The 25313-nt window shown below is 71.4% G+C and carries 28 protein-coding genes; 9 read left to right on the top strand and 19 right to left on the bottom strand.

The window, feature by feature from the left end:
* Window positions 1-42: 42 nt before the first annotated feature.
* Together E1286_RS03355 and E1286_RS03350 are read right to left on the bottom strand one after the other, a co-directional pair.
* Entirely contained in the window at window positions 43-684 is a 642-nt protein-coding gene (locus tag E1286_RS03355; RefSeq protein ID WP_132608790.1) for a histidine phosphatase family protein, read from the bottom strand.
* Window positions 685-733: 49 nt separating this feature from the next.
* Complete coding sequence (locus E1286_RS03350; protein WP_132608789.1) at window positions 734-1654, bottom strand: LysR family transcriptional regulator; 921 nt, start codon at window positions 1652-1654, stop codon at window positions 734-736.
* 250 nt (window positions 1655-1904) lie between these two features.
* Here E1286_RS03350 and E1286_RS03345 point away from each other — a divergent pair, with 250 nt between their 5' ends.
* The gene (locus E1286_RS03345; protein WP_425464735.1) at window positions 1905-2687 is read left to right on the top strand and encodes an EamA family transporter; all 783 of its coding nucleotides are present in this window, start codon (window positions 1905-1907) and stop codon (window positions 2685-2687) included.
* Between the two features lie 3 nt (window positions 2688-2690).
* On the opposite strand, the gene hemL is transcribed toward E1286_RS03345, so the two are convergent.
* The 7 genes from hemL to E1286_RS03310 form a co-directional block, all read right to left on the bottom strand.
* Entirely contained in the window at window positions 2691-3980 is a 1290-nt protein-coding gene (gene hemL, locus E1286_RS03340; protein WP_132608787.1) for a glutamate-1-semialdehyde 2,1-aminomutase, read from the bottom strand.
* A gap of 31 nt (window positions 3981-4011) precedes the next feature.
* Entirely contained in the window at window positions 4012-4641 is a 630-nt protein-coding gene (locus E1286_RS03335) for a bifunctional DNA primase/polymerase (RefSeq protein ID WP_132608786.1), read from the bottom strand.
* A gap of 133 nt (window positions 4642-4774) precedes the next feature.
* Complete coding sequence (hemB, locus tag E1286_RS03330; protein ID WP_132608785.1) at window positions 4775-5758, bottom strand: porphobilinogen synthase; 984 nt, start codon at window positions 5756-5758, stop codon at window positions 4775-4777.
* Window positions 5755-7263 (bottom strand): bifunctional uroporphyrinogen-III C-methyltransferase/uroporphyrinogen-III synthase, encoded by a 1509-nt coding sequence (locus E1286_RS03325; protein ID WP_132608784.1) that lies wholly within the window; start codon window positions 7261-7263, stop codon window positions 5755-5757. Before E1286_RS03325 ends, hemB begins: the two co-directional genes overlap by 4 nt.
* A gap of 35 nt (window positions 7264-7298) precedes the next feature.
* The gene (hemC, locus tag E1286_RS03320; RefSeq protein ID WP_132608783.1) at window positions 7299-8210 is read right to left on the bottom strand and encodes a hydroxymethylbilane synthase; all 912 of its coding nucleotides are present in this window, start codon (window positions 8208-8210) and stop codon (window positions 7299-7301) included.
* A complete protein-coding gene (locus E1286_RS03315; protein ID WP_132608782.1) occupies window positions 8207-9463 on the bottom strand; it encodes a glutamyl-tRNA reductase in 1257 nt (418 codons plus the stop codon). The genes hemC and E1286_RS03315 overlap by 4 nt, the downstream gene beginning before the upstream one ends.
* The gene (locus tag E1286_RS03310; protein ID WP_132608781.1) at window positions 9460-10134 is read right to left on the bottom strand and encodes a redox-sensing transcriptional repressor Rex; all 675 of its coding nucleotides are present in this window, start codon (window positions 10132-10134) and stop codon (window positions 9460-9462) included. The genes E1286_RS03315 and E1286_RS03310 overlap by 4 nt, the downstream gene beginning before the upstream one ends.
* A 119-nt stretch (window positions 10135-10253) precedes the next feature.
* Here E1286_RS03310 and E1286_RS03305 point away from each other — a divergent pair, with 119 nt between their 5' ends.
* Window positions 10254-10490 (top strand): glutaredoxin family protein, encoded by a 237-nt coding sequence (locus tag E1286_RS03305; RefSeq protein ID WP_132608780.1) that lies wholly within the window; start codon window positions 10254-10256, stop codon window positions 10488-10490.
* Here E1286_RS03305 and E1286_RS03300 read toward each other — a convergent pair.
* Window positions 10487-11923, bottom strand: a complete 1437-nt coding sequence (locus E1286_RS03300; RefSeq protein ID WP_132608779.1) for a putative quinol monooxygenase — start codon at window positions 11921-11923, stop codon at window positions 10487-10489. The two genes, E1286_RS03305 and E1286_RS03300, sit on opposite strands and share 4 nt — an antisense overlap.
* Before the next feature lie 229 nt (window positions 11924-12152).
* Here E1286_RS03300 and E1286_RS03295 point away from each other — a divergent pair, with 229 nt between their 5' ends.
* The 3 genes from E1286_RS03295 to E1286_RS03285 are packed head-to-tail and all read left to right on the top strand — an operon-like array spanning window position 12153 to window position 14399.
* Window positions 12153-12791 (top strand): sigma-70 family RNA polymerase sigma factor, encoded by a 639-nt coding sequence (locus E1286_RS03295; RefSeq protein WP_132608778.1) that lies wholly within the window; start codon window positions 12153-12155, stop codon window positions 12789-12791.
* A 60-nt stretch (window positions 12792-12851) separates the two neighbouring features.
* Window positions 12852-13508, top strand: a complete 657-nt coding sequence (locus E1286_RS03290; protein ID WP_132608777.1) for a DUF5667 domain-containing protein — start codon at window positions 12852-12854, stop codon at window positions 13506-13508.
* 18 nt (window positions 13509-13526) lie between these two features.
* On the top strand, window positions 13527-14399 hold the full coding sequence (locus tag E1286_RS03285; protein ID WP_132608776.1) for an HAD family hydrolase: 873 nt from the start codon (window positions 13527-13529) through the stop codon (window positions 14397-14399).
* A 26-nt stretch (window positions 14400-14425) separates the two neighbouring features.
* Here the strand turns inward: E1286_RS03285 and E1286_RS03280 are convergent, their stop codons facing one another.
* The 8 genes from E1286_RS03280 to E1286_RS03245 form a co-directional block, all read right to left on the bottom strand.
* Entirely contained in the window at window positions 14426-15430 is a 1005-nt protein-coding gene (locus E1286_RS03280) for an LCP family protein (protein WP_132608775.1), read from the bottom strand.
* Window positions 15431-15432: 2 nt separating this feature from the next.
* Window positions 15433-16011: an RNA polymerase sigma factor gene (locus E1286_RS03275; RefSeq protein WP_132608774.1), complete on the bottom strand. Its 579-nt coding sequence runs from the start codon at window positions 16009-16011 to the stop codon at window positions 15433-15435.
* Window positions 16012-16082: 71 nt separating this feature from the next.
* Window positions 16083-16985 carry a lysophospholipid acyltransferase family protein gene (locus E1286_RS03270; RefSeq protein WP_132608773.1) on the bottom strand — a complete coding sequence of 301 codons (903 nt, stop codon included), beginning with the start codon at window positions 16983-16985 and terminating at the stop codon, window positions 16083-16085.
* Complete coding sequence (locus tag E1286_RS03265; protein ID WP_132608772.1) at window positions 16985-17980, bottom strand: NAD-dependent epimerase/dehydratase family protein; 996 nt, start codon at window positions 17978-17980, stop codon at window positions 16985-16987. Before E1286_RS03265 ends, E1286_RS03270 begins: the two co-directional genes overlap by 1 nt.
* A gap of 23 nt (window positions 17981-18003) precedes the next feature.
* Window positions 18004-18102, bottom strand: coding sequence for a 30S ribosomal protein bS22 (locus tag E1286_RS03260; protein ID WP_018654693.1), 99 nt, complete (start codon window positions 18100-18102; stop codon window positions 18004-18006).
* A 173-nt stretch (window positions 18103-18275) separates the two neighbouring features.
* The gene (locus tag E1286_RS03255) at window positions 18276-18479 is read right to left on the bottom strand and encodes a helix-turn-helix domain-containing protein (RefSeq protein ID WP_026214222.1); all 204 of its coding nucleotides are present in this window, start codon (window positions 18477-18479) and stop codon (window positions 18276-18278) included.
* Between the two features lie 312 nt (window positions 18480-18791).
* Complete coding sequence (locus E1286_RS03250) at window positions 18792-19583, bottom strand: phosphatase (RefSeq protein ID WP_132608771.1); 792 nt, start codon at window positions 19581-19583, stop codon at window positions 18792-18794.
* A 16-nt stretch (window positions 19584-19599) separates the two neighbouring features.
* On the bottom strand, window positions 19600-20763 hold the full coding sequence (locus E1286_RS03245) for an acetoin utilization protein AcuC (RefSeq protein ID WP_132608770.1): 1164 nt from the start codon (window positions 20761-20763) through the stop codon (window positions 19600-19602).
* Between the two features lie 151 nt (window positions 20764-20914).
* Here E1286_RS03245 and E1286_RS03240 point away from each other — a divergent pair, with 151 nt between their 5' ends.
* The 4 genes from E1286_RS03240 (at window position 20915) to E1286_RS03225 (ending at window position 24380) form a co-directional block, all read left to right on the top strand.
* The gene (locus E1286_RS03240) at window positions 20915-22021 is read left to right on the top strand and encodes a sensor histidine kinase (protein ID WP_132608769.1); all 1107 of its coding nucleotides are present in this window, start codon (window positions 20915-20917) and stop codon (window positions 22019-22021) included.
* Window positions 22018-22671 (top strand): response regulator, encoded by a 654-nt coding sequence (locus E1286_RS03235; protein WP_132608768.1) that lies wholly within the window; start codon window positions 22018-22020, stop codon window positions 22669-22671. Before E1286_RS03240 ends, E1286_RS03235 begins: the two co-directional genes overlap by 4 nt.
* An 81-nt stretch (window positions 22672-22752) precedes the next feature.
* On the top strand, window positions 22753-23643 hold the full coding sequence (locus tag E1286_RS03230; RefSeq protein ID WP_132608767.1) for an ABC transporter ATP-binding protein: 891 nt from the start codon (window positions 22753-22755) through the stop codon (window positions 23641-23643).
* Window positions 23640-24380, top strand: coding sequence for an ABC transporter permease (locus E1286_RS03225; protein WP_132608766.1), 741 nt, complete (start codon window positions 23640-23642; stop codon window positions 24378-24380). Before E1286_RS03230 ends, E1286_RS03225 begins: the two co-directional genes overlap by 4 nt.
* A gap of 106 nt (window positions 24381-24486) precedes the next feature.
* On the opposite strand, the gene proC is transcribed toward E1286_RS03225, so the two are convergent.
* Complete coding sequence (gene proC / locus E1286_RS03220) at window positions 24487-25281, bottom strand: pyrroline-5-carboxylate reductase (RefSeq protein ID WP_132608765.1); 795 nt, start codon at window positions 25279-25281, stop codon at window positions 24487-24489.
* Between the last annotated feature and the right edge of the window lie 32 nt (window positions 25282-25313).

Raw genomic sequence — 25313 nt, 5'->3', positions numbered from 1 at the left:
TAGAGCTTGTAACTCTACCGGTGCCGCCGTACGCCCCGGACATCAGGCCCCGGGAAGGGTGCGACCCCTCTGCAGCGACGCGGCGGGCTCGCTGTAGCCGATGCTGACCAGGCGGTCGCCGTCGAAGGTGAGCGTGGTGAGGCTGGCCAGGGTGCACTGCCGGCGCCGCGGGTCGTGCCAGAGCCTGCGGCCCTCGGCGGCGATCCTGATCGCCCAGATCGGCAGCTGGTGGCTGACGAGCACCGCTTCGTGCCCGCGCGCCTCGGCCCGCACGTCGTCGATCACCGACTTCATCCGCCTGACGATCACCGGGTAGGGCTCACCCCAGGAGGGCCGGAGCGGATTCCAGAAATAGCGGTAGTTGCGCCAGTCGCGCAGCAGCGCCATGCCGCCGTCCGTCGCCAGACGGCCCTGCAGCAGGTTGCCGGCCTCGATCAGCCGGGCGTCCTGCCGGATGTCGAGCCCCAGCTTGTCGGCCAGCGGGGTGGCGGTCTCCAGCGCGCGCTCGAGAGGCGAGCTGTAGAGGGCGACGATGTCGCGGCCGCCGACGGCCTTGGCGACCGTCTCGGCCATGAGCCTGCCGTTCTCCGACAGGTGGTAGCCGGGCAGCCTTCCGTAGAGGATGCCTCCTGGATTGTGCACCTCGCCGTGGCGCAGCAGGTGGACGACGGTGGTTTCAGCCATGGTGGGCACAGCCTATCCGCTCGCCCGGCCCGTGCGGCGGCGGCCCGGCTCAGGCGACGGCCCAGGAGTTCTCCTGTGTTCTGCTGGCCTCGGTCAACGCGTCGACCATGGCCCTGATCGCGGGCCGCCGCGCGGCGTCGGCGCGCCACACCGCGTAGATGCGCCGCGACTGGCGCGGGCGCAGCGGGACGAGCCTCACGCCGTCGGGCACGCAGTCGCGGCCCAGCCTCGGCACGATCGCGCAGCCGAGGCCCGCGGCGACCAGCGCGAGCTGGGTCGGGTACTCGTCGGCCATGCAGGCGATCACCGGCTCCACCGAGGCGCTGCGCAGCGTGAAGACGAGCCAGTCGTGGCAGACCGTGCCGGGCGCGGAGCTGATCCACTGCTCGCCGCACAGGTCGCGCAGCTCGATCTCGCGCGCCCCGGCCAGCGGGTGGCTCACGGGCACCGCCACGTCGGCGATGTCGTCGAGCAGGATGGCCTTGGACAGGCCCTCGGGCATCGCGATCGGCCGGTTGAGCCAGTCCTGGACGATGCCGAGGTCGAGCTCGCCCCTGGACACCTCGCGCATCACCCGGTCGGGCTCGCGCTCGTTGAGCTGCACCCACAGGTCAGGGTGGCGCTGCTTGAGCTCGACGATGGCCGCCGGCATGAGGCCGCGGGCGGCCGTGGGGAAGGCCGCGACGTTGAGCCGGCCGACGACCTCGCCGCGCAGCGCCTCGAAGTCGGCCTCGGCGGTCTCGACCAGGGCCAGGATGCGCTCGGCGTGCTCGGCGAGCAGCCCGGCGGCGTCGGTGAGGCGCACGCCGCGGCCGTTGCGCTCCATGAGCCGGGCGCCGGTCTCGCGCTCCAGCTTGGCGATCTGCTGCGAGACGGCCGACGGCGTGACGCTGAGCGCGTCGGCCGCCGCCCCGACCGACCCGTACACGTGGACAGCGTGAAGCGCCTTGAGCCGGTTCAAGTCCAACATGTAAGCCAGCCTAAACGGTTTAGCGTAGAAAGTCTCGCTTGTGGTTGAATGTGTAGCGGATGAAAATAGTTGCATGCGAATCCGGAAGATGGAAAAGAAGCAGCACGGCACCGTCTCGTACCTGAAGGTCCTCGCCGAGCAGGCGCGCGAGCAGCGCATCCGTTACCAGAAGCCCACTCGCTGAGTGAGCCCCCGTCACCTCGCGCTCGCCGTCGCCCTCGCAGCGGCGTGGGGGTTCAACTTCGTGGTCATGCAGGCGGGTCTGCGGCACTTCCCGCCCCTGCTGTACGCGGGCCTTCGGTTCGCGATGGCGGCGTTCCCCGCCCTGCTCCTCGTGGGCCGGCCGGGAGTGCCGTGGCGGTGGGTCGCCGGGGTGGCGGCCACGCTCGGCGTGGGGCAGTTCGCCCTGCTGCTGGTCGGCATGCGGGCCGGCATGCCGGCCGGGCTGACCTCGCTCGTGCTGCAGGCGCAGGCGTTGTTCACCGTGGTGTTCGCGGTGACGCTGCTCGGTGAGCGGCTCACCGCCCGCCGCGTCACCGGGCTCGCCGTCGCCTTCGGCGGACTGGCCCTGGTCGCGTACGACTTCGGGGTGTCGGGGCCGGTCGGCGCGTTCGTCCTGTGCGTGGCCGCGGCGGCGGCCTGGGGGCTCGGCAACGTCGTCCAGCGGCGTGCCGCGCCGCCCGACTCCCTGCGCTTCATGGTGTGGGTGAGCGCCCTGTCGGCGCCCCCGCTCCTGGTGCTGTCGCTGGCGCTGGAGGGCGTGCCGGTGCTGAGCCCCTCGTGGGAGGGCTGGCTCTCCCTCGTGTACGTCGCCTTCGTCGCCACGCTGGGCGGCTTCGGCGTGTGGGGCTTCCTGCTGCGCCGCTACGACGCCTCGACCGTGGCGCCGTACACGCTGCTGGTGCCGGTGTTCGGCATGTCGTCGGCGGCGCTCGTGACCGGCGAGCCGCTGTCGTGGCTCAAGATCGTGGCGGCGGCGCTCATCGTCTCCGGCGTGCTCTACACCGGCGCGCGGCCCCGCCGCCTGCGCTGAACCTCACAGAACGGCGGCCGCCGCCTTCGCCGCGGACGGCAGCGCCTCGGCCACCCGGCCGACCGCCTCGTCGTCGTGCGCGGCCGACAGGAACCACGCCTCGTACGCCGACGGCGGCAGGTAGACGCCCTGCTCCAGCATCGCGTGGAAGAACGCGGTGAACGCGGCGGTGTTCTGGGTGCGGGCCTGGTCGTAGTCGGTGACCTCGGCGTCGGTGAAGAAGATCGAGAACAGGCTCCCCGCCCGCTGCAGCCGGTGCGGGACGCCCTCCGCCGCGAGCGCCTCGGACGCCGCCTGGCCGATCGCCAGCGCGGCGGCGTCGATCCGCGCGTACGCGTCGGCGTCGAGGTTGCGCAGCGTGGCCAGGCCGGCCGCGCAGGCCAGCGGGTTGCCCGACAGCGTGCCCGCCTGGTAGACGGGCCCCTCCGGCGCGAGGTGCGCCATGACGTCGGCCCGGCCGCCGAACGCCGCCGCCGGCAGCCCGCCGCCCATGACCTTGCCGAACGTCATCAGGTCGGCCTCCACCGGGTCGAGGCCGTACCAGCCGGCCGGGGAGACGCGGAAGCCGGTCAGCACCTCGTCGACGATGAGCAGCGCCCCGTGGGCCGTGCAGAGCTCGCGCAGCCGCGCGTTGAACCCGTCGCGCGGCGGGACGACGCCCATGTTGGCCGGGCACGCCTCGGTGATCACACACGCGACGTCGGCCGCCGCGAACGCCTCCTCGACCGCCTCGACGGAGTTGTACGGCAGCACGATCGTGTCGGCCGCCGACGCCCCCGTCACGCCCGGCGTGTCGGGCAGCCCGAACGTCGCCACCCCCGAGCCGGCCGAGGCCAGCAGCGCGTCGACGTGGCCGTGGTAGCAGCCGGCGAACTTGATCACCTTGGACCGGCCGGTGAAGCCCCTGGCCAGGCGGACCGCGCTCATCGTGGCCTCGGTGCCGGAGCTGACCAGGCGCACCTTCTCGATCGGGGCGACCCTGGCGACGAGCTCCTCGGCCAGCTCGACCTCGCCCTGGGTCGCGGTGCCGTAGGAGAACCCGTGGGCCACCGCGTCGGAGACGGCCTCGACGACCGCGGGATGGCGGTGACCGAGGATCATCGGGCCCCAGGAGCAGACCAGATCGACGTAGCGGTTGCCGTCGACGTCGGTGATGTAGGGGCCCTGGCCCTCCGCCATGAAGCGGGGCGTCCCGCCCACCGCGCCGAAGGCGCGCACGGGCGAGTTGACGCCGCCCGGCACGATCGCGCGGGCGCGGGCGAACAGTTCCTCGGAGTTGTGTGTGCGGCTCACCTGATCCAGGTTAGCCGCGCGACCCGGCGGGTCAGTCGGCGAGCCACTCCAGGATGCGCACCGGGTCGGGCAGCGGCCGGCCGTCGGGCGCGCGCAGCCAGGAGACGCCCTGGCCGCCCACGAGGGTGGAGGGCGGGGCGAGGACGTAGCTGTCGCGGCAGTGCCAGCGCAGCCCCGGGGTGTCGGCGATGGCGGCCGGGCCGGTGTCGAGGTGGCACGTCCACCACTCGTCCTCGTCCTCCGGGTTGCCCCGGGTGGCCACGTAGAACAAGACCCGGTCGCCGTGTGTGGCGACCGGGCCGGGATGGGCGCCGGCCTCGTCGATCCGGGTGAGGGCCGACAGGCCGGTGGACAGCGGTACGTCGAAGACGTCGAACACGCGTCCCGTGGGCAGGATCACATTGGTCTCGGGCTCGGCCTGCCACCAGCGGGTGAGCTGGGCGGCGTCCGTCGTGGCCTGCATGCTCCAGGCGGGCGAGAGCGGGTGGGCGCCCGGGTCGGGACACCCGACGCGGTCGCAGGAACACGCGCGCGGCCCGTGGCGCAGCGGATGGGCGCCCGGCACGACGGGCCAGCCCATGGCGGCGTATTCGAGCACCGTCGCGATGCGCGTCGGCCGGGACCGCTTTCTGGTACGCCGAACCAGTGGTACCCCCACCATGGTGTCTCCCGTCAGAGTGTCAGCGCCTGAGGAGGTCCCGGCTCCGGGCTGCACCTAGCACACGCGGGACACACCAGCACTTGTCATCGCACTCTAACGCACACGCCACAGGAGTCGGCGGGAAACCCCTGGGTTAGAGCCCGCGTGCCACTTCCGTCGCCCAGTACGTCAGGATCAGGTCGGCCCCGGCGCGCTTGATCGCGACCAGCGACTCCTTGATCATCCGGTCGCGGTCGACCCAGCCGTTGGCCGCGGCGGCCTCGATCATCGCGTACTCGCCGCTGACCTGGTAGGCGGCCACCGGCACGTCGACCTCGTCGCGGAAGCGGGCGATGACGTCGAGGTAGGCCAGGGCGGGCTTGACCATCACGGCGTCGGCGCCCTCCGCCAGGTCGAGGCGGACCTCGCGCAGCGCCTCCTCCAGCGGCCCCGCGGGGTCCTGCTGGTGGGTGCTGCGGTCGCCGAACTGCGGCGCGCACTCGGCCGCGTCACGGAACGGCCCGTAGAAGGCGGAGGAGTATTTGGCGGAGTAGGCGAGGATCGGCACGTCGCCGTGGCCTGCGGCGTCGAGCGCCGCGCGGATCACGCCCACCTGGCCGTCCATCATCCCGCTCGGCGCCACCATCTGCGAGCCGGCCTCCGCCTGGGCCACCGCGATCGAGGCGTACCGCTCCAGGGTCGCGTCGTTGTCGACGTCGCCGGACGGCGTGAGTATGCCGCAGTGGCCGTTGTCGGTGAACTCGTCGAGGCACGTGTCCGCCATGACCACGAGCGCGTCGCCGACCTCGGCGGTCACCTCGCGCAGCGCCACCTGCAGGATGCCGTCGGGGTCGTCGGCGGCCGAGCCGCGGGCGTCCTTCACCGCGGGGATGCCGAACAGGATGATGCCGCCCACGCCCGCCTCGGCGGCCTCACGGGCGGCCTTGCGCAGCGAGTCGCGGGTGTGCTGGACGACGCCCGGCATCGAGGCGACCGGCTGCGGCTCGGAGATGCCCTCCTTGAGGAACGCCGGCAGGATCAGCTCGGCCGGGTGCAGGCGCGTGCCCGACACCATGCGGCGCAGCGCGGGGGTGCGGCGCAGCCGGCGGGGGCGGGCGACGGGATACTGCGCGCTCATTTGACTCTCCTTCTCGCGCCCCGGCGGTTCTGCGAGGGCCGGCGCGGGGTGTCGCCCGCTGCCAGGGCCGCCTGGCGCTGCTTGGCTCCGAACTCGGCCAGCGCGGCGGCCAAGGCGGAGGCGGACGGCTTGTCTGCCATGACGTCGACCCGGAGCCCGAACTCCTCGGCCGTCTTGGCCGTCTGCGGCCCGATGACCGCGATCACGGTGACGTTGTGGGGCTTGCCGGCGATGCCCACGAGGTTGCGCACGGTGGACGACGACGTGAACAGCACGGCGTCGAACCCGCCGCCCTTGATCGCCTCGCGGATCGGCGCGGGCGGCGGCGCGGCCCGCACGGTGCGGTAGGCGGTGACGTCGTCGCACTCCCAGCCCAGCTCGGTGAGCCCGGCCACAAGCGTGTCGGTGGAGATGTCGGCCCGCGGCAGCAGCACGCGGTTGATCGGGTCGAGCATCGAGTCGTACGGCGGCCACTCGGCGACCAGCCCCTCCGACGACTGCTCCCCCGTCGGCAGCAGGTCGGGCTTGACCCCGAAGTCGACCAGGGCCTGCGCGGTCGCCTCACCCACGGCGGCCACCTTGAGGCCGGCGAAGGCACGGGCGTCGAGGCCGTACTCCTCGAACTTCTCGCGGACCGCCTTGACGGCGTTGGCGCTGGTGAAGGCGACCCACTCGTAGCGGCCGGTGACGAGGCCCTTGATCGCGCGGTCCATCTGCTGCGGCGTGCGGGGCGGCTCGACCGAGATGGTCGGCACCTCCTCGGGCACCGCGCCGTACGAGGTGAGCTGCTCGACCAGGGCGCGCGACTGCTCCTTCGTCCGCGGCACCAGCACCCGCCAGCCGAACAGCGGCTTGGTCTCGAACCACGACAGCTTGTCGCGCAGCGCCACGGCCTCGCCGACCACGATCAGCGCCGGCTCGGTGAAACCGGCGTGCTTGAGGTCGGCCTGCAGCCGGCCGAGCGAGGACACCACGGTGTACTGCTCGGTGGTGGTGCCGCCGCTGCTGACGGCGACCGGCGTGGTGTCGGGCTTCCCGTTGGCGATCAGCGCCTTGCCGATGGACACGGCGTCGCCGATGCCGTTGTAGATGACCAGGGTGCCGCGGGTGGCGGCGTGGGCGGCCCAGTCTTGCTCCTGCGCGGCGTCGATCACGCGGAACTCGGGCACGCCGGTCGCCGCGGGGATGCCGGCGTAGGTCAGCACCGCCGTCGCGGGCGGCACACCGGGAGAGATCTCGAAGTCCACCTCCGCCGCGGTGCAGGCCGCGACCTCCTCGACGACCGAGGAGAACAGCATGGGGTCGCCCTCGCAGAGGCGCACCACCAGCTGGCCGCGCGCGGCGCGCTGGACGAAGTCGCCCTCGGTGGCGACCTCGACGCCTTCGCGGCAGTGGCGCAGCAGCGGGGCGTGGGCCTCCGCGCCGAGGACCACCGCGTCGGCCTTGCCGAGCAGCTCGGCGGCGCGCAGCGTGAGCAGATTGGGATCGCCGGGTCCCGCGCCCACGAACGCGACGACACCGGAGGTTGGACTATCGGAGCTCAATGGGAATGCTCCCCCATCAATCTGTCGGCACCTTCGGCGATCATCTCGGCCGCGAGGAGGCGGCCGAGGTTCGCAGCCTCCGAAGGAGAGCCGGCGGCGGACTTGCGGACCGCTTCGCGGCCGTCAATCGAGACGACAACAGCGGTCAGGTTCAGAGTGTGCCCGTCATCGACCGCGAAAGCACCCACCGGGGCGGCGCATCCCGCTTCGAGGGCGGCCAGCACGGCGCGCTCGGCCGTCACGGCGGAGCGGGTGGCCGGGTCGTCGAGCACGCTGAGGAACTCGATGAGGTCGGGGCGGTCGGCGCGGCATTCGACGGCCAGCGCGCCCTGGCCGGGCGCGGGCAGCAGCTCCTCGGTCTCGAAGATCTGCGCGATCTCGCCGCCGCGGCCGATGCGGGCCAGCCCCGCCGAGGCCAGCACGACGGCGTCGAGCTCACCCGAGGCGACCTTGCCGATGCGGGTGTCGGCGTTGCCGCGGATGGCGACGTATTCGAGGTCGGGGCGCAGCGCGCTCAGCATGGCGACGCGGCGCGGCGAACCGGTGCCGACCCTCGCCCCCGGGGGCAGGTCGGCGAACTTGCACGAGCCGACCAGGGCGTCGCGGTGGTCGTGGCGGGCGGGCAGGGCGGCCAGCGTGAAGCGCGGGTCCTGCTTGGTCGGCAGGTCCTTCAGCGAGTGGACGGCGAAGTCGACCTCGTCGTCGATCAGCTTGTCGCGCAGCGCGCTGACGAACACGCCCGTGCCGCCGAGCTGCGCGAGATGGGCCTTGGTCACGTCGCCGAACGTCGTGACGCCGACCAGCTCGACCGCGCGGCCGGTGCGACGGGTGTAGGCGTCGGCCACCATCTGGGACTGCGTGGTGGCCATGAGGCTGCGGCGGGTGCCGAGCCGGAGCGGGGATGTCACAGCTCCACCTCCCTCACGGCCTCGGGCATCTTCGGATCGAGGTCGAACAGCTCACGCAGCGCCTCCGCATAATGATCGCCTCCGGGGCAGGTGGCGAGCTGCTTGACACGCACGGTCGGCTCGTGCAGCAGCTTGTCGACCACCCGCTGCACGGTCATCGCGACCTCGTCGCGGGCCCGCTCGTCGAGACCGGGCAGCCGCATGCGCAGGCGGCCCAGCTCGGCCTCGACCACGTCCGCCGCCTTGCTGCGCAGCGCGACCACGGTCGGGGTGACCTTGGCCGCCCGCTCGGCGTCGAGGTAGGCGCGCAGCTCCTCGGCCACGAGGGCGCGTACGGACTGGACGGCGTCGCCTTCGCGGGAGCCGATGCCGGACTTCTGGATCGTCTCCAGGTCGACCAGCGTGACGCCGGGCACGGCGCGGACCGCGGGGTCGATGTCGTGGGGAAGCGCCAGGTCGAGGAGGAAGGCCGGCCTGGAAAGCAGGTCGGGGGTGATGAGGTGGCGGCCCGCGCCCGTGCAGGTGATGACGACGTCGGCCGCGGCCAGCTCGTCGGCCACGGAGGAGAAGTGCACCGCGCGCCCGCCGACCGACTCGGCCAGCCGGGCGCCGCGCTCGTACGTGCGGTTGGCCACGACGATGTCGGTGACCCCGTCGCGCGCCAGCGTGGCGGCGGCCAGCGAGCTCATGGAGCCCGCGCCGATCACCAGGGCGCGCTTGCCGGCCAGCTCGCCCGCCAGGGCGAGGCCGGCGGAGACCAGGGAGGCTCCGGCCTTGTCGATGCCGGTCTCGTGGTGGGCCCGCTTGCCGACCCGCAGGGCCTGCTGGACGAGGTCGTTGAGGGTGGCGCCGACGGTGCCCTGGCGCTGGGCGAGCTTGAGCGCCTGGCGGACCTGCCCGAGGATCTGGCCCTCGCCGACCACCATGGAGTCGAGGCCGCACACCACGGAGAACAGATGCTCGACCGCCCGCTCCTCGTAGTGGACGTAGAGGTGCGGGGTCAGGTCGTCGACGGGCACGCCGGAATGGACGCCCAGCAGGTTGCTGATCGACGTGACGGCGGCGTGGAAGCGGTCGACCGTGACGTAGACCTCGACCCGGTTGCAGGTCGAGACCACCATGGCCTCCGCCACGCAGGGATCGCGCTGCACGTCGTGCAGCAGCTTGACGAGAGCGTCACCGGTCATCGAGACACGTTCGAGCAGGGCCACCGGTGCCGTCCGGTGGCTGAGTCCGATAGCCAGAACACTCATTGACTGTCCACTGCCATGAGTGGCCCCCCAGCCTTGCGTTGCTCGTGGAACGCCAGAATCTGCAGTTCGATGGATAGGTCGACCTTACGGACATCGACGGTGTCCGGGACGGAAAGAACAACCGGGGCGAAGTTCAGGATACTGGTCACGCCCACCGCGATGACGCGGTCGCAGACTTCCTGCGCCGCCGCCGCCGGTGTGGCCAACACCACAATCGAGACTCCACGCCGCTTGATCACGGCTTCCAGTTCGTCGATGTGCTCAACATTCAACCCCGCTATGGTGTCGCCCACGACTTCGGGGTCGGCGTCCACGAGCGCCGCCACCCTGAAGCCCCGGGAGACGAACCCGCCGTAGTTGGCGAGCGCGCGACCGAGGTTACCGACTCCGACGATCGCCACCGCCCAATCCTGCGTCAGGCCGAGCTCGCGGGAAATCTGGTAGACGAGGTATTCCACGTCATAGCCTACGCCGCGAGTGCCGTACGAGCCCAGATGAGACAGATCCTTGCGCAGCTTGGCCGAGTTGACTCCGGCGGCCACCGCGAGATCTTCGGAGCTGACGGTCGCGACGCCCCGCTCCGCCATCCCGTGCAGCGCCCGGAGGTACAACGGAAGCCTGGCGACCGTCGCCTCGGGGATGCCACGGTCACGGGGCTGGGACGGGCTCATCACGTGCCGGTGCTCCAGGGAACGGGCGGCTTGGGGACCGCGTGAACGGAATCGAACCGTCTTTCAGGTTAAGCCCTTTGTGAACCGATGCACAAAGTCGCCCGGGGTAGCGTGGCCGTATGCATCGCATCACCTTGCTCGGCAAGCCCGGCTGCCACTTGTGTGACGACGCCCGCGAGGTCATCGCCCGGGTCGCGGGCGAGTTGGGCGTGCCGTGGGAGGAGGTCAGCATCGACTCCTCCGAGGAGCTGAAGGAGAAGTACTGGGAGATGATCCCGGTCACGCTGATCGACGGCGTGCAGCACGACTTCTGGCGGGTCGACGAGAGCCGCCTGCGCGCCGCTCTGACCGGCTAGAACATCACCGTCGGGAGCGGCACCACCTTCGCGGCGTTGACGTCGAGCTCGATGACGTTGGTGGCCAGCACCATCGCCTGCCGCTCGTTGACGAACCGCTCCACGTGCGGCTGGCGCTGGTGGTCGCGGTAGGCCACCTCGTCGCGGTAGAGCTCGTAGACGATGCGCTGCAGCGGGGCCGACTTGACGGCGTGGCAGGCGTACACGAGCGTGTCGGGCTCGCCCCTGCGCACGGCCTCGACCGTAGCCTCGGCCAGCCGGTCGAACGCGGCACCGGCGCCGTCCATGATCGTGAATACCGTGAGCAGGCCGTAGATGTTGGGCGACAGCTTGCCCGAGGCGGGCTGCTGCTGGGTGGGCGTGAACAGCTCGGCGCCCGGGTAGACGGCGCCGGTGGCCGGGGCGGGCGGGGCCATCGTGTAGTCGGCCGCGGCGCCGTTCATGATGTAGCCGGTCGAGGGGCCGGGGTCGGACGCCGGCGACATGCGCGCGGCGTAGTCGACCTCCCTGTCGCCGGCCCGGTACTCGGCCACCAGGTCGCCCAGCCCTGAGGCGCGGCGCGGCGGCGCGGGCGGCACGTCGGCGGCCGGCACCGGCTCGGGCATCCCCCTGCGCGGGGGCTCGTCGCGATAGAGCGGGCGGTCTTCGGGGATCATGGGCCGCTCCTCGCGGTGGGGGACGCGCTCGTCACGGCGCTGAGAGCGCTCCTCGCGGCGCGAGGGCCGTTCGTCGGGCTCGGGACCGAAGTCGTCCTCGTCGTCCTCGTACGGCGCCAGCGGGCGCAGCACGGTGTACCAGACCGCGGCCGCCGCCACGGCCAGCAGCGCCGTGGTGAACAGCGCGGGCACGGTGAAGCGCATCGCGCCCACGAGCGCGAGGCCCGACGGCACGACGACGGCGGTCGCATGGAGGTTGTCGGTGTCGTACTCGTCGCCGTTGCGCCACTTCAGGCCGGCCACCACCAGCATGGCGAGCATCACGACCAGGACGATGGTGTGCACGCCGACCAGCAGGTAGCTGGGGAAGAGGTTCCAGTGGTCGGCGGCCGACGGCAGGGACTCGCCCATCTCGTCGGTCTTGAGCGGGTCGAAGACCATGATGACCACCGAGACGATGGTCAGCGCAATGCCGAACAGCCAGGCCAGGAACCGCGGCGGCACCTTCTCCGACAGCAGCTGCACCAGCCCGACGGTGAGCCACAGCGGCGCCAGCAGCGACCCCGCCACCTGGTAGACCCGGAAGGTCACGTCGCCGAACCCCGCCAGAGAGCCGAGACCGACCGCGCCCAGCGACAGAGCCAGCGCCACGACTGCAACGGTCCAGGCGATGAGCCATCCCTCGGACTCCTCGCGTAGTCGTTGGATCAGCGCGCCGGCCGCGACTGCGGCGAGCAGGGCTCCGGCAAAGGCTAGGACAGCAACGAGGATCTCCATGGTGACTCCAATGCTGCCGGACGATGCCTCCCAGCCGGTAGCCGAAGAGGGAACGAGGTCCGGACCACGGCGAGCGCGTACGACGGCGCACCGCGGATTTCAGGGGTGTGCGCCTCCACGGTATCCGCCGGTGAAGGGGTGCCATGCCAGCACGGTGTGGATTGTGGAATTTCCCGTTGATTTCTAGAGTGTTCGAGCACGCCGCACCCCTTACCCCCAGGGATATCGGATGCCTGACTCGTCGCCGTTCGCCGGGCTGCTCGCTCCAGCGATCGCTGGACCTGCCCGGACGGGCGAGCTCGCCGTGCTCGAAGACGTGACCGACGACCTTCGTACGCTGGTGCTGCACGCCAAGAACGGATGCACGGACTCCTTTGGCACGCTCTATGACCGCTACGTGGACCTGGTCTACCGCTACATCTACTTCCGGGTCGGCTCCCACCCGCTGGCGGAGGACCTGACGAGCGAGACGTTCCTGCGGGCGTTACGCAAGATCGGCGACTTCAGCTGGCAGGGCCGCGACTTCGGGGCCTGGCTCGTGACCATCGCCAGGAATCTGGTGGCCGACCACTTCAAGTCGGGGCGCTACCGGCTCGAGGTCACCACGGGCGAGGTGATCGACGTCCCCCTCGACGGCTCCCACATCCCCGAGAACGCCGTGGTCACGGCCATCATCAACGACCGGGTGCTGCGCGCCGTCCGAGATCTCAATCCCGAACAGCAGGAATGCGTCGTCCTGCGTTTCCTGCACGGCCTCTCGCTCGCGGAAACCGCGCTGATCATGGGGAAGAAGAGTGGAGCGATCAAAGCGCTGCAGTTCCGTGCCATCCGAGCGCTGGCCAGGGCGCTCAAGCCAGACCTGGCGTAACCTCCGCCACCGGCCTCTCGTTAGGAACGGTGTCACGACCGGAGTGGTCAGGGGGCATTCATGAGCAGGGCGCGCAGGCGGCGGGAGCGCGTGCTCGAACACCTCACCGAGCTGCGGGAGATGCCGCTCGGCGGCGGCCCCGCGCCGGCCTTCCGGGAACGTCTGCGCGCCGAGCTCGTCGCCGGCGCGCTCGGCGAGCGGCCCGAACCGGCCGGACGCGCGGCCGGTCCGGCCTCGGGGCCCGCCCACCGGCGCCCGTCGCGGCGCCGGCCGCTGCTGTCGCAGCTGGCCGCGGTCGGGCTCGCGGGGGCGATGATGGTGTCCTCCTTCGCCACCTACCAGGCCGTGCCGGGCGACACGCTCTACCCGCTCAAGCGCGCCGCCGAGAGCACGTTCGTCCGTCTGAGCACCGACGACGCCGAACGCGGGCGGCGCGAGCTCGCCTCGGCCGAGACCCGCGCCAGGGAGGTCGCGAGCCTGCTCGGCTCCTCCAGCGGCGGCCCGCTGGTCGGCAGGACGTTGAAGGACATGGAGAAGTCGACGAAGTCCGGCATCGAGCGGCTCGAACGCGTCGAGCCCCGCTCGCCGAAGATCAAGACATTCGCGGAGGACCAGAAAGAAACCGTCAAGCCGATGTTGCAGGAGCTCGACGACTCCCAGCTCGCCCAGGCTCAGGACTATCTGGACTACATCGACGGTCTGGTCCCCCCTGAGTAGGAAGTTAAGCTGAACCGCATGTGGCGGCTCATACGACGACGACAGGAAGTGCAGCCGGAGGTCGCCGGCGAGGCCGCGGCACGGGCTGCGGTCACTGTTGCCCCGGTCGAGCCCGATCTGGACGCGGCGGCCTTCTTCGACGTCGACAACACCATGATGCGCGGCGCGTCGATCTACCACTTCGCCCGCGGGCTGGCCACGCGCGGGCTGTTCACCTCGTCCGACCTGTTCAAGTTCGCGGTGGGGCAGGCGGTGTTCCGGCTGCGCGGCAACGAGAACCCCGAGCACATCGCCGTGGCCAGGGAGACCGCGCTGGCGTTCGTCGCCGGCACCAAGGTCGACGACGTCGTACGCCTCGGCGAGGAGATCTACGACGAGGTCATGGCCGACCGCATCTGGGGCGGCACGCGCGCGCTCGCGCAGAGCCACCTCGACGCCGGTCAGCGGGTCTGGCTGGTCACCGCCACGCCGATCGAGCTGGCCCGGGTCATCGCCCAGCGGCTCGGCCTGACCGGCGCGCTCGGCACGGTCGCCGAGACCAGCAACGGCGTCTACACCGGGCGGCTGGTCGGCGACCTGCTCCACGGGCCGGCCAAGGCCGAGGCGGTGCGGGCGCTGGCCCGCCGCGAGGGCCTCGACCTCACCCTCTGCACCGCCTACAGCGACTCGGCCAACGACCTGCCGATGCTCTCGCTGGTGGGGCACGCCGTGGCCATCAACCCCGACAGCGAGCTGCGCGAGTACGCCAGGAAGCACGACTGGCCGGTCAAGGACTTCCGCACCGGCCGCAAGGCGACGATGGCCGCCTTGCCGATAGCGGCCGGCGTGGGCGCCTTGGCCGGCAGTGTGGCGGCCGGCATCGCCCTGCGCCGCCACTACCGCGACCGCTGACCGTCACCCGCCGCGCCCTCTGGCTGTCAGCGCAGTGAGGCGAACAGCCTGTCCGCCTCCGGCTGTTTCCAGACGATCCGGTTTGCATCGTCCGGATGCGGCACCCACGGCACGGACACCACGTCGAGCTTGGCACCCGACAGCTCCGTGGCGAGCTGGTACATCGACTCGACGCTGAGATCCGTCTTCACCGACTCCCGCATCTCCTTCAGCAGCGCCTCCAGCGTGGCGGGCTCGCCGAGCGCGCTCTTCGCCTTGCGCACCATCGCCACCACGACAGACTGCTGCCGCTTGACGCGGGCGATGTCCGAGCCGTCGCCGTAGTGGCGCAGGCGGACGTAGCCGAGCGCCTTCTCGCCGTCGAGAAGCCACTTGCCCGCGGGCAGCTTCAGCTTCGACGCCTTGTCGTCCACCGGCCGGGGCAGCGTGACCGTCACTCCTCCGAGGGCGTCCACCATGTCCTTGAAGCCTGCGAAGTCCACTTCGACCGTGTGGTCCAGGCGCAGCCCCGTGAGCTGCTCCAGCGTCGCCCTCAGGCACGTGACCCCGCCGGTGTCGTACGCCGAGTTGATCATGCCCACGCGGGGCCGGGCAGACCCGCAGCGCGGGATGCGCACGATCGAGTCCCTGGGAACGCTGACGGCGGTCGCCGTCCTCCGGTCCGCCGGCAGGTGGACGATCATGATGGTGTCGGACCGCGCACCCACGTCGGAGCGGGCCTGCCCCGGCCCGTACTCGGCGTTGCCCTCCCCCTCGCGAGTGTCCGAGCCGATGACGAGCACGTTGCGGGTGCCGCTCACGTCCACGGGCTCGGCGGCGGTCGTGCGCTCGGGCTCGTGGCGGTTGCCGACGAGCACGACGGGCACCGCGACCGCGACGGCGGTGGCGACGGCCACCAGCCCGGCGGCCCACCACCCCGACCTGCGCGGCCGGCGGGGGGTGAACAGGCGATGGCGCCGGCGGGCCAGCGTCGGCGGCGGCTGGTGCTCCAGTTCGGCCCCGAGGTCGCGGAGCAGCTTCAGGTCGTCCATCGTCACTCCTCCTCCATGGGGTTGGTGTCGCCGAGCGCGGCCCGTACTTTCCGCCTGCCCCTGTTGAGGCGGGAGCGCACGGTCCCCACGGGGATGCCGAGCGCCCGCGCGACCTCCTCGTACGTGAGGTCGCCCCAGGCGATCAGCAGCAGCACGTCGCGGTCCTTGGCGGGCAGCGCGGCCAGCGCGCCGGCCAGCTCCGCGCGCACGGCCCGGGCCGTCACCCCGGCGGCCACCCGGTCGGCGGGCGACTCCACCTCGGAGTCGACGGGGGCGCGCAGCAGGGCGCGGTAGCGCGCGGCCTCCTTGCGGTGGTGCCGCGAGATGAGCTTGGTGAGGATGCCGAACAACCACGGCCGGGCGTCGGCGTACGCCAGGTCGTAGCTCCTGCGGCGGGAGAACGCGACCAGGAACGTCTCGCCGACGAGGTCCTCGGCCGGCTCCGGGCCGAGGCGTTTGGAGACGTAGCGGTAGAGCATGGCGGAGTAGCGGTCGAAGAGCTCGGCGAACGCCTCGGGTTCGGTCCACGAGGCGCTCACCAGCTCGGCGTCCGCGCCCCTGACGGCGGGTTGCGTGATCATCTCCGCCCTTCTGTGGGGGATCGGTCACGCATGTCTTGCCGCAACCCGCCTCACGGGTTCACGGCGGCCGCTCAGAGGAACGGCGGGAAGGCGTGCCCCCGGCGCAGCCGCAGCTCGTTGAGCAGCTGCTGGATCGCCTCGCGTACGTGGTCGGTGAGGTTGAAGACCAGCATGGGGTCGTCGGCCGCCGCGTCGTCGTACTCGTCGGTGCGGATGGGCTCGCCGAACTCGATCAGCCACTTCGACGGCAGCGGCACCAGGCCGAGCGGCCCGAGCAGCGGGAAGAACGGAGTGATCGGCAGGTACGGCAGCCCGAGCGTGCGGGCCAGGAACTTCAGGTCGCCGATCTTGGGGTAGATCTCCTCTGCGCCGACGATCGCGGTGGGCACGATCGGCACCCCGGCGCGGATGGCCGAGGCCACGAAGCCGCCCCGCCCGAAGCGCTGCAGCTTGTAGCGCTCGGAGAACGGCTTGCCGACGCCCTTGAAGCCCTCGGGGAACACCCCGACGATCTCGCCCTTGCGCAGCAGCCGGTCGGCGTCTTCGCGGCAGGCCAGCGTGTGGCCGGTCTTGCGGGCGACGTGGCTGAGCACCGGCAGCTGGTAGACCAGGTCGGCGCCGAGCAGCCGCAGCGCCCGGCCGGCCTCGTCGTGCATCGCCACCTGCAGCATCAGCGCGTCGAGCGGGAGTGTGCCGGAGTGGTTGGCGACGATGAGCGCGCCGCCCTCCTCGGGCACGTTCTTCACCTCGAGCGGCTCCACCCGGAACCAGCGGTGGTAGATCGGCCTGATCAGCTCCAGCACGACCTTGTCGGTCAGCTCGGGGTCGTAGCCGAACTCGTCGACCTCGTAGTCGCCGGTGATCCGCCGGCGCAGGAAGGCCAGCGCCTTGGCCAGCGGCTCGGGCTCCGCGTACGACGGCGCGGCGGTGATCGGGATCACCCGGCCGTCCTCCCGCTCTCCGGGAACGCCCATCACCGCGAACCTCCGAACGGCCGCAGCCCCCGCGAACGCAGGAACTCGTCGAACGCCGCACCGGTGGAGAACTTCGGCCTCCACCCCAGCGCCGCCTCCAGCCGCGAGGTGTCGACCACGCGGCCGTAACTCATCAGCCTGACCTGCTCGGGGGAGTATTCGACCAGCCCCAGCCTGCGCACGGCGTTGCCCAGGGCCCTGAAGGCGGGAGAGAACAGCGGCATCGACGGCCGCCCCGCCCGTCTCGCACACTGCGACAGCAGCAACACGCCTGCCCCGGCCACGTTGAACGTGCCGGGGTGATCCTCGGTCGCCATCCGGCGCAGCACCTCGACCGCGTCATCCTCATGGATGAACTGCAGCCTCGGGTCGAAGCCGAACACGGTCGGCAGCACCGGCTGGGTGAAGTAACGCGTCAGCGGCGAGTCGACGCCCGGACCCATGAAGTTGGTGAAGCGCAGCAGCGACACCGTCACGTCGGGACGGCGCCGCGCGAAACCCCGGACATAGCCCTCGACCTCGGCAGCGTCCTTGGCGTAGCCGTGGACGGGCCCGCCGACGTGAGGCTCCAGGTCTTCGGTGAAGACCGCGGGATCCCGCGGCGACGAGCCGTAGACGGCGGTGGTGGAGCGGACCACCACGCGCCGCACGGTCGCCGACCGCTGGCAGGCACCGAGCAACTGCATGGTGCCGATGATGTTGTGCTCTTTCATCGCCGCCCGGCCCCCGCTCCTCGACGGAGCGCTGACCAGACTCATGTGCACAACGGTGTCGATGTCCGCGGCCGCGATCACCTGGGCGATGTCGGGGCTGCGCAGATCCACCCGGACGAACTCCGTTCCGCCGAGGGAGATGCCGCCTTCTCGCGTGAGCGAGGGCGGCGGCACGGTGTCCACTCCGATGACACGGGTGATGTCGGGATCTGCCGCCAGAACACTCGCCACCCGGGCGCCTATGTGGCGCGAGACCCCGGTGACTAGCACGGTGTGGGTCATCAGCGCCTCGCAGATGGCGTCGGTTACTTCTTGTTACGCCGCTGGATGCGCGTCTTCTTGAGCAGCTTGCGGTGCTTCTTCTTAGCCATCCGCTTGCGGCGCTTCTTGATCACAGAGCCCACGGGACCCCCAGGTGGTGATTAGCAAGTCTGACCGGAGTGCGAGCGCACACCGGCTCACAGACTACCGGCGATCCATGGTAGATCGCCCCACTGGGGGTGAGGGCCCGGACGCGCCGCGGCGACCGGGCCTCTCCCGCGTCAGCACTCACGGCACGGTTCGACGTGCCGCTACGTCAACCTGCCTCGATGTAGGCCTCCCGAAGATAGTCGTGTACCGCCTGCTCAGGGACTCTGAACGAGCGGCCGACGCGGATGGCCGGCAGCTCGCCGGAGTGGACGAGCCGGTACACCGTCATCTTGGACACCCTCATGACCGTCGCCACTTCCGCGACGGTCAGGAACTTCACCTCGCTGAGAGGTCTTTCGCCTGCACCCATCGGACGCCTCTTCCGCACGTGTTTCCGGGTTATCCCCACTGGTGCCATTGCTCACGCACGTGTACTGCCGTCAGCGTAAGTCGGGACTCCGAGTGCGCAAACCCCCTATTTTCTCAGTCCACGGAGTCGACTGTCAGGCGAACCAGCGAAATCGCTGGCCAGCAGCCAGGCCGAGCACCTCACTTGGACCTTGGAACTGTCCAAGCTGCCACACATAAGAGTCGCCGGAGACCGGTCAAAAGTTGGCAAAGGGACAGCGAGCCTCTTGGAATGCAGGCGCGAAAAGACGGTATCGGGAGGACCGAATTCGACTCAAAGGGCTCGTGAGACCTGTGTGACCAGTCGCTCTGTCAGCGGAGCGTAATAGCGCGGCAACACATTGTCGTCGAGCGGGACGACCACCTCGATTTTGCCTTCGGCCTCGCCCACGAAGAGCCCGGGATCGTTGGAGTCGGCGAAGCCCACGGTCGGCACCCCGGCCTCGCCGGCCGCTCCGGCCCAGCCGTGGTCGGCGATCACCAGGTCGGGCAGGTCGCCGCCGAGCTCGCCGAGCTCGCCGAGCATGTGGCGCATCGGGGCCGCGTCGTGGGTGTGCACGAAGTTGCCCTTGTCGTCGAGCATGGCGATGTCCTGCAGGTAGCGGATCCGGCGCGGGCGCCCGAAGCCGGAGCCGGCGTACGTCCAGCCCTCGGCGGGGGTCACCAGGACCGCGCCGTTCGCCCGGCACAGGGCGGCCAGTGGCAGGTGGACGGCCAGTAGGCCGGTGGGGTGGCCGGTGGCCAGCAGGATGCGCGGGGCGGGCCGCGACAGGACCACGGCGATGCGCTCGGCCATGGCGTCGATCGCGTCGATCGTCAGGTCGGGGTCGATGGTGTCCTGGCCCGAACGGTGGCCGGGATCGGGGACGACGCCCGCCGACTTGGCCATCAGCGCGAGGATGTCGCGGTACGACCACGGCTGGTCGAACGTCAGCCCGAGCGCGTAGTACGGGTCGCCGTTGGCCAGCGAGCTGTAGTGGTCGAGGTTGTTCTCGCGGGAGGTCGCGACATCGCCGGCGATGCGGCTTCGGACAAGGTGCTCACGGAGTTCATCGCGGCTCAGCACTGCATCTTTCCTCAGGTCAGGGCATCGGATCGAGGCCGTGCAGGGGGAACACCGCATTCCGGGTCGCCATGACAGCACGGTCAATGGGGTCCGCAGGGTCATAACCACCGGACAGGTCGCGGAATTCCGCGTTCCTGCCGTCCGTCATGGTGAGCGGCGCGGTTTCGCCGGTGCGGTCGCGTACGTACTGGCGCCAGCTCTGCGGGGTCGGGGTGGCGGGGTCGACGGGGTGTCCCGCGGCCTCGGCGATGAGGTGGGTCCACGCCCGCGGCACCACCTGGACGAGCTCGTAACCGCCGCCGCCGACCGCGATCCACCGGCCGCCGGCCTCCTCGTGGGCCAGGCGGTGCAGGGCGGCGTACGCGGCGCGCTGGCCGTCGAGGCTCAACATCAGGTTGGCCAGCGGGTCGAGGGCGTGGCTGTCGCAGCCGTGCTGGGTGACCATGAACTCGGGCGCGAACTCGCGCACCAGCGGCGGCACGATCGCGTGGAAGGCCCGCAGCCAGCCGGCGTCGCCGCAGCCGGCCGGGAGCGCGACGTTGACGGCCGTGCCGTCGGCGCCGGTCTCCTCGGGGAACCCCGTGCCGGGGAAGAGCGTGCGCGGGCTCTCGTGCAGGCTTATCGTCAGCACCCGGGGGTCGTCGTAGAAGGCCGCCTGCACGCCGTCGCCGTGGTGGACGTCGACGTCGACGTACGCGATGCGGCGGGCGCCCTGGCGCAGCAGCCAGGCGATGGCCAGCGCGGGGTCGTTGTAGACGCAGAAGCCGCTGGCCGCCGCGGGCATGGCGTGGTGGAGGCCGCCGGCGACGTTGACCGCGTGCTCGGCCGTGCCCTCCCAGACCGCGCGGGCGGCGGCCAGCGAGGCGCCCGCGATCAGCGCCGACGCCTCGTGGACGCCCTTGAACGCGGGGTTGTCGATGGTGCCGAGCCCGGCTCCCGGGTCGGGCTGCCCGGAGGCGGACACGCGCTTGACGGCCTCGACGTAGGAGGGCCGGTGGACCAGGGCCAGCTCGTCGTCGGTCGCGGGGACGCAGCCGGCCAGCTCGACCTTGTCGAGCACGCCCAGATCGCGGGCGAGCGCCATGGTCAGCTCGACGCGCACCGGGGCCATCGGATGGCTGGGGCCGAAGTTGTAGGAGGTCAGGGCGTCGTCCCAGACCACCCGTGCCGTACGGCTCATGCCCATCCCTCCGCGTACTGCCTCACCTTGGCGCCGACGTTACCGCAGCGCACACGCCCGGCTGTAGCCCTCGTTTCATGAGGCGAAAACTCCCAGCCACGGCGAAATCTCATGACTTAGTGTTCTCAACGTGCGCGTGGCACGAAAATCCATGAAGATCGTGCGTTTCCTGCGACGGCCTCGGGTCCTCGACGTCACCCTGGTGGCGGTGATCTCCGTCCCGGCGGTCATCGGCCTGATCTCCATGATCGGGCAAGGTGAGACGCGCACGGCGCTCGGCGCGGCGCACTACCTGGTGGGCGCGCTGCTCCTGCTCATGCGACGACGCCGGCCCGTCCTGACCGCCGTCCTGATCACCACGCTCGACGTCGTCGGCTTCGCCACACACCTCGTCCGGGTCAACAACCTCCCCTCGGTCATCGCCTACTACGGCGTGGGGCGCCATACGAGCGGCCGCATGACCGTGGCGGGCGCGCTGGTGGGCTACGCCGTCTACGCCGTGGCGCTGGAGTACTTCTGGCCGGGGCGGGGCAACTGGCTGGGGGCCCTGCTCTTCGTCGTCGCCGCCGTCGGCGTCGGCGTGATCGTCCGGCTCAGGGCGGAGCTGGCCGCGCGTACCCGGCAGGAGGTCACGGACGCGGCCGTGCGGGCGGAGCGGCGGCGCATCGCCAGGGAGCTGCACGACGTGGTCGCCCACCACATCACCGTGATCAACGCGCTGGTCGGCGGCGCGCGGGCGACGCTGCCGCCCGGCCAGCAGGTCACCAGGAACGCGCTCGAGAGCGCCGAGCAGACCGCCCGGCAGGCGATGACGGAGATGCGCCGCCTGCTCGACGTGTTACGCGCCGACGGCAACGAGGGGCCCGACGCGGCCACCGGGGTCGGCGCCGACCGGCTGCCCGAGCTGGTCAAGGAGGCCAGGTCTGCCGGGCTGCCCACCGGCCTGACCGTGACCGGCGAGCCCGTCGAGCTGCCCGCCGCCGTGGACCACGCGGTCTACCGGATCGTGCAGGAGGCGCTGACCAACACCCGCAAGCACGCCGAGGGGGCCAGGGCGAGCGTACGGCTGGCGTACGAGCCCGGGGCCGTCGAGGTCGAGGTGGTCGACGACGGGCGGCCGAAGAGCGGCGGAACGCCCGGGTTCGGGCTGGGCGGCATGGCCGAGCGGGTGGCGCTGTGCGGCGGCCGGCTGTCCACCGGCCCCCGCCCGGAGGGCGGATTCCGCGTGCACGCCCGCATCCCGCTGGAGACCACATGATCAAGGTGCTGCTGGTGGACGACCACGCGCTGGTGCGCACCGGCTTCCGGCTGATGCTGGACGCCCAGCCCGACCTGTCCGTGGTGGGCGAGGCCGCCGACGGCGGGCAGGCGGTGGAGCTGAGCCGGCGGCTGCGGCCCGACGTCGTGCTGATGGACCTGCACATGCCGGACATGGACGGCGTCCGCGCCACCGAGCTGATCACCTCCGAACTTCCCGACGTGCGGGTGCTCGCGTTGAGCACGTTCGACCTGGACGAGAACGTGGTGGCGGCGCTGCGCGCGGGCGCGGACGGGTTCCTGCCCAAGGACGTCTCCCCCGAGGAGCTGATCGAGGGCGTGCGCGTGGTGCACCGCGGCGAGTCCGCCGTCGCGCCGCGCCTGCTGACCCGGCTGATCGGCACGTACGTCCGCGCCACGCCCCCGCGGCCGGCCCCCACCACGCTGGCCGGGCTCACCGACCGCGAACGCGAGATCCTCGTGCTCATAGCGCGCGGCCGGTCGAACGCGGAGATCGCGGAGGGCCTCGCGGTCTCCCCCTCCACCGTCAAGAACCACGTGACGAGCCTGTTCGCCAAGCTCGGCGTCAGGGACCGGGCACAGGCCGTGATCATCGCGTACGAGGCGGCGCTGATCCGCCCCGGTGAGTAGGACCACGCTCCCAGAACGGCCCCGGCAAGACGGTTCCCCAGCAGGAAGAATCCGGCCTCCCGCGACGGCACGCTGATCCTCATGACAGCGATCCGCGCAACGAACCTGAGCAAACGCTACGGCCGCACCCTCGCCGTGGCGGATCTGTCGTTCGACGTCGAGCCGGGTCAGGTGACCGGCTTCCTGGGCCCCAACGGCGCCGGCAAGTCGACCACCATGCGCATGATCCTCGGGCTCGACCGGCCGTCCGGCGGCTCGGTGCTCGTGGACGGGCGGCCGTACGAGGAGTTACGGCATCCGCTGCGCAAGGTCGGCGCGCTGCTGGACGCCAAGGCCGTGCACGGCGGGCGCAGCGCCCGCAACCACCTGCTGGCCATCGCGCAGAGCAACGGCATCCCGGCCGCCCGGGTGGCGGAGGTGCTGGAGACCGTCGGCCTGACCGCCGTCGCCGGACGCCGGATCGGCGGCTTCTCGCTGGGCATGGCGCAGCGGCTGGGCATCGCCGCGGCGCTGCTCGGCGACCCGGAGATCCTGCTGTTCGACGAGCCGGTCAACGGGCTCGACCCCGACGGAATCCTGTGGATCCGCACGCTCATGCGGAAGCTCGCGGCCGAAGGGCGGGCGGTGTTCGTCTCCAGCCACCTCATGAGCGAGATGGCGCAGACGGCCGACCACCTCGTCGTGATCGGCAAGGGCCGGCTCATCGCCGACACGAGCGTGCGGGAGTTCATCGGGCGCAGCTCGCAGGGCTTCGTACGCGTGCGCTCGCCCCGGCTCGCCGAGATGGCCGAGCTGATCAAGATCGGCGAGCTGTACCCCGACCACCTGCGGGTGACCGCGATGACCCCGCTGGAGATCGGCACCCTCGCCGCTCGGGCCGGGATCCCGCTGGAGGAGCTGACGTACGTGCAGCCGTCGCTCGAAGCCGCGTACATGGAGCTGACCAAGGACAGCCTGGAGTTCACCTCATGATCGACATCATCCGGTCCGAATGGACCAAGATCCGCTCTGTCCGCTCGACGGTGTGGACGCTGGCCGTCACGGCCCTGCTGATGCTGGGCCTGTCCGCCCTCCTCGGCGCCACGGCCGCGAACTCGGCCGACGAGCCGATGCCGGGCCACGAGGCCGTCGCGATGAGCCTGGCCGGCGGCATGTTCGCCTCGTTGTCCATGGCCGCTCTCGGCGTGCTGGTGATCTCCAGCGAGTACCGCACCGGAGGCATCCGCACCTCCCTCATGGCCGTGCCCAGGCGCCTGCGCCTGCTGACCGGCAAGCTCGTGGTCTTCACCGCGGTCGCGCTGGTCGTCTGCCTGGCCGCGTCGGCCGGCGCGATCGGCATCGGCCTGGCGATCTCCCGGCCGCCGTCGGTGGAGATGGCCGAGGTGGCGCGGGCCACGCTCGGGTGCGGCCTCTACCTGACCGCGTGCGGGCTGTTCGGGCTGGGCCTCGGCACGCTGGTCAGGCACACGCCGGGCGCGATCGTCTCGGCCGTCGCGCTGATCCTGGTGCTGCCCCCGTTGACGAACCAGCTCCCGGGTGAGTGGGGCGGGGTCGTCGCCGAGTTCTTCACCACGAACGCCGGCACGCTGGTGATCTTCGGCCGGTCCGGCGAGTACCTGGGACCGTGGAGCGGGTTCGGGGTGTACCTGGCGTGGATCGCGGTCGCGGTGGCCGCCGGCGCGATCCTGCTGCGCCGCCGGGACGCCTGAGCTCACTCAACGCGGAGGACGAGACGGGTCCGCCCTCCGCGCCGGTGCGCGGGCCGGCCCCAGGCGAGCTCACGGCCGCGGGTCGGCCCGAACTCACGGCCGCGGGTCAGCCCGAGGCGAGTTCGCGGCCGCGGTCGCGGGCGGCCTCGATGGCGGCCAGGAACGCGGCCCGCACCTTGTGTCGTTCGAGCTCCGCGATGGCGGCGATGGTCGTGCCGCCCGGCGAGGTGACGGCCTCGCGCAGGATCACCGGATGCTCGCCCGAGTCGCGCAACATCACAGCCGCCCCGACGATCGACTGGGTGACCATGTCGAGCGCGGCGGCCCTCGGCATGCCGAGCAGGATGCCCGCGTCGACCATGGCCTCGACCAGGTAGAAGAAGTAGGCGGGCCCGCTGCCCGACAACGCCGTGGCGGCGTCCTGCTGCGACTCGGGGATGCGCAGCACCTTGCCGACCGGCCGCAGCAGCTCCTCGGTGCGCCGGAGGTGCTCCTCCCCGGCGTGGGCGCCGGCCGAGATGACGCTCATCGCCTCGTCGAACCTGATCGGCGTGTTGGACATCACCCGCACCACCGGCACCTCCACGCCGAGCCGCTGCTCCACGAACGACGTCGTGATGCCGGCCGCCGCGCTGATCACCAGGCGGTCGGCCGGCACGTAGGGCGCGATCTCGGCCAGCAGCGTCGCCATGTCCTGCGGTTTGACGGCCAGGATCAGTGTGTCGGCCGCCTTGGCCGCCTCGGCGTTGGAGACCGTGCGCACGCCGTACGTCTCGCGCAGCGTCTGGGCCCGTTCGGCCCTGCGGGTGGTCGCCATGACGTCGTCCGGCTCGAGCCCCGCGCGCAGCAGTCCGGACAGCAGGGCCTCGCCCATCTTGCCCGTGCCCAAAATCGCGATCATCTTTCGCCCCTCGACGAATACTGCCTGGTCTG

Source organism: Nonomuraea terrae (assembly GCF_004348995.1).
Taxonomy (GTDB): Bacteria; Actinomycetota; Actinomycetes; order Streptosporangiales; family Streptosporangiaceae; genus Nonomuraea; species Nonomuraea terrae.
The sequence above is the reverse complement of the archived record's forward strand: the minus strand, read 5'-3'. Positions and strand labels throughout refer to the sequence as shown.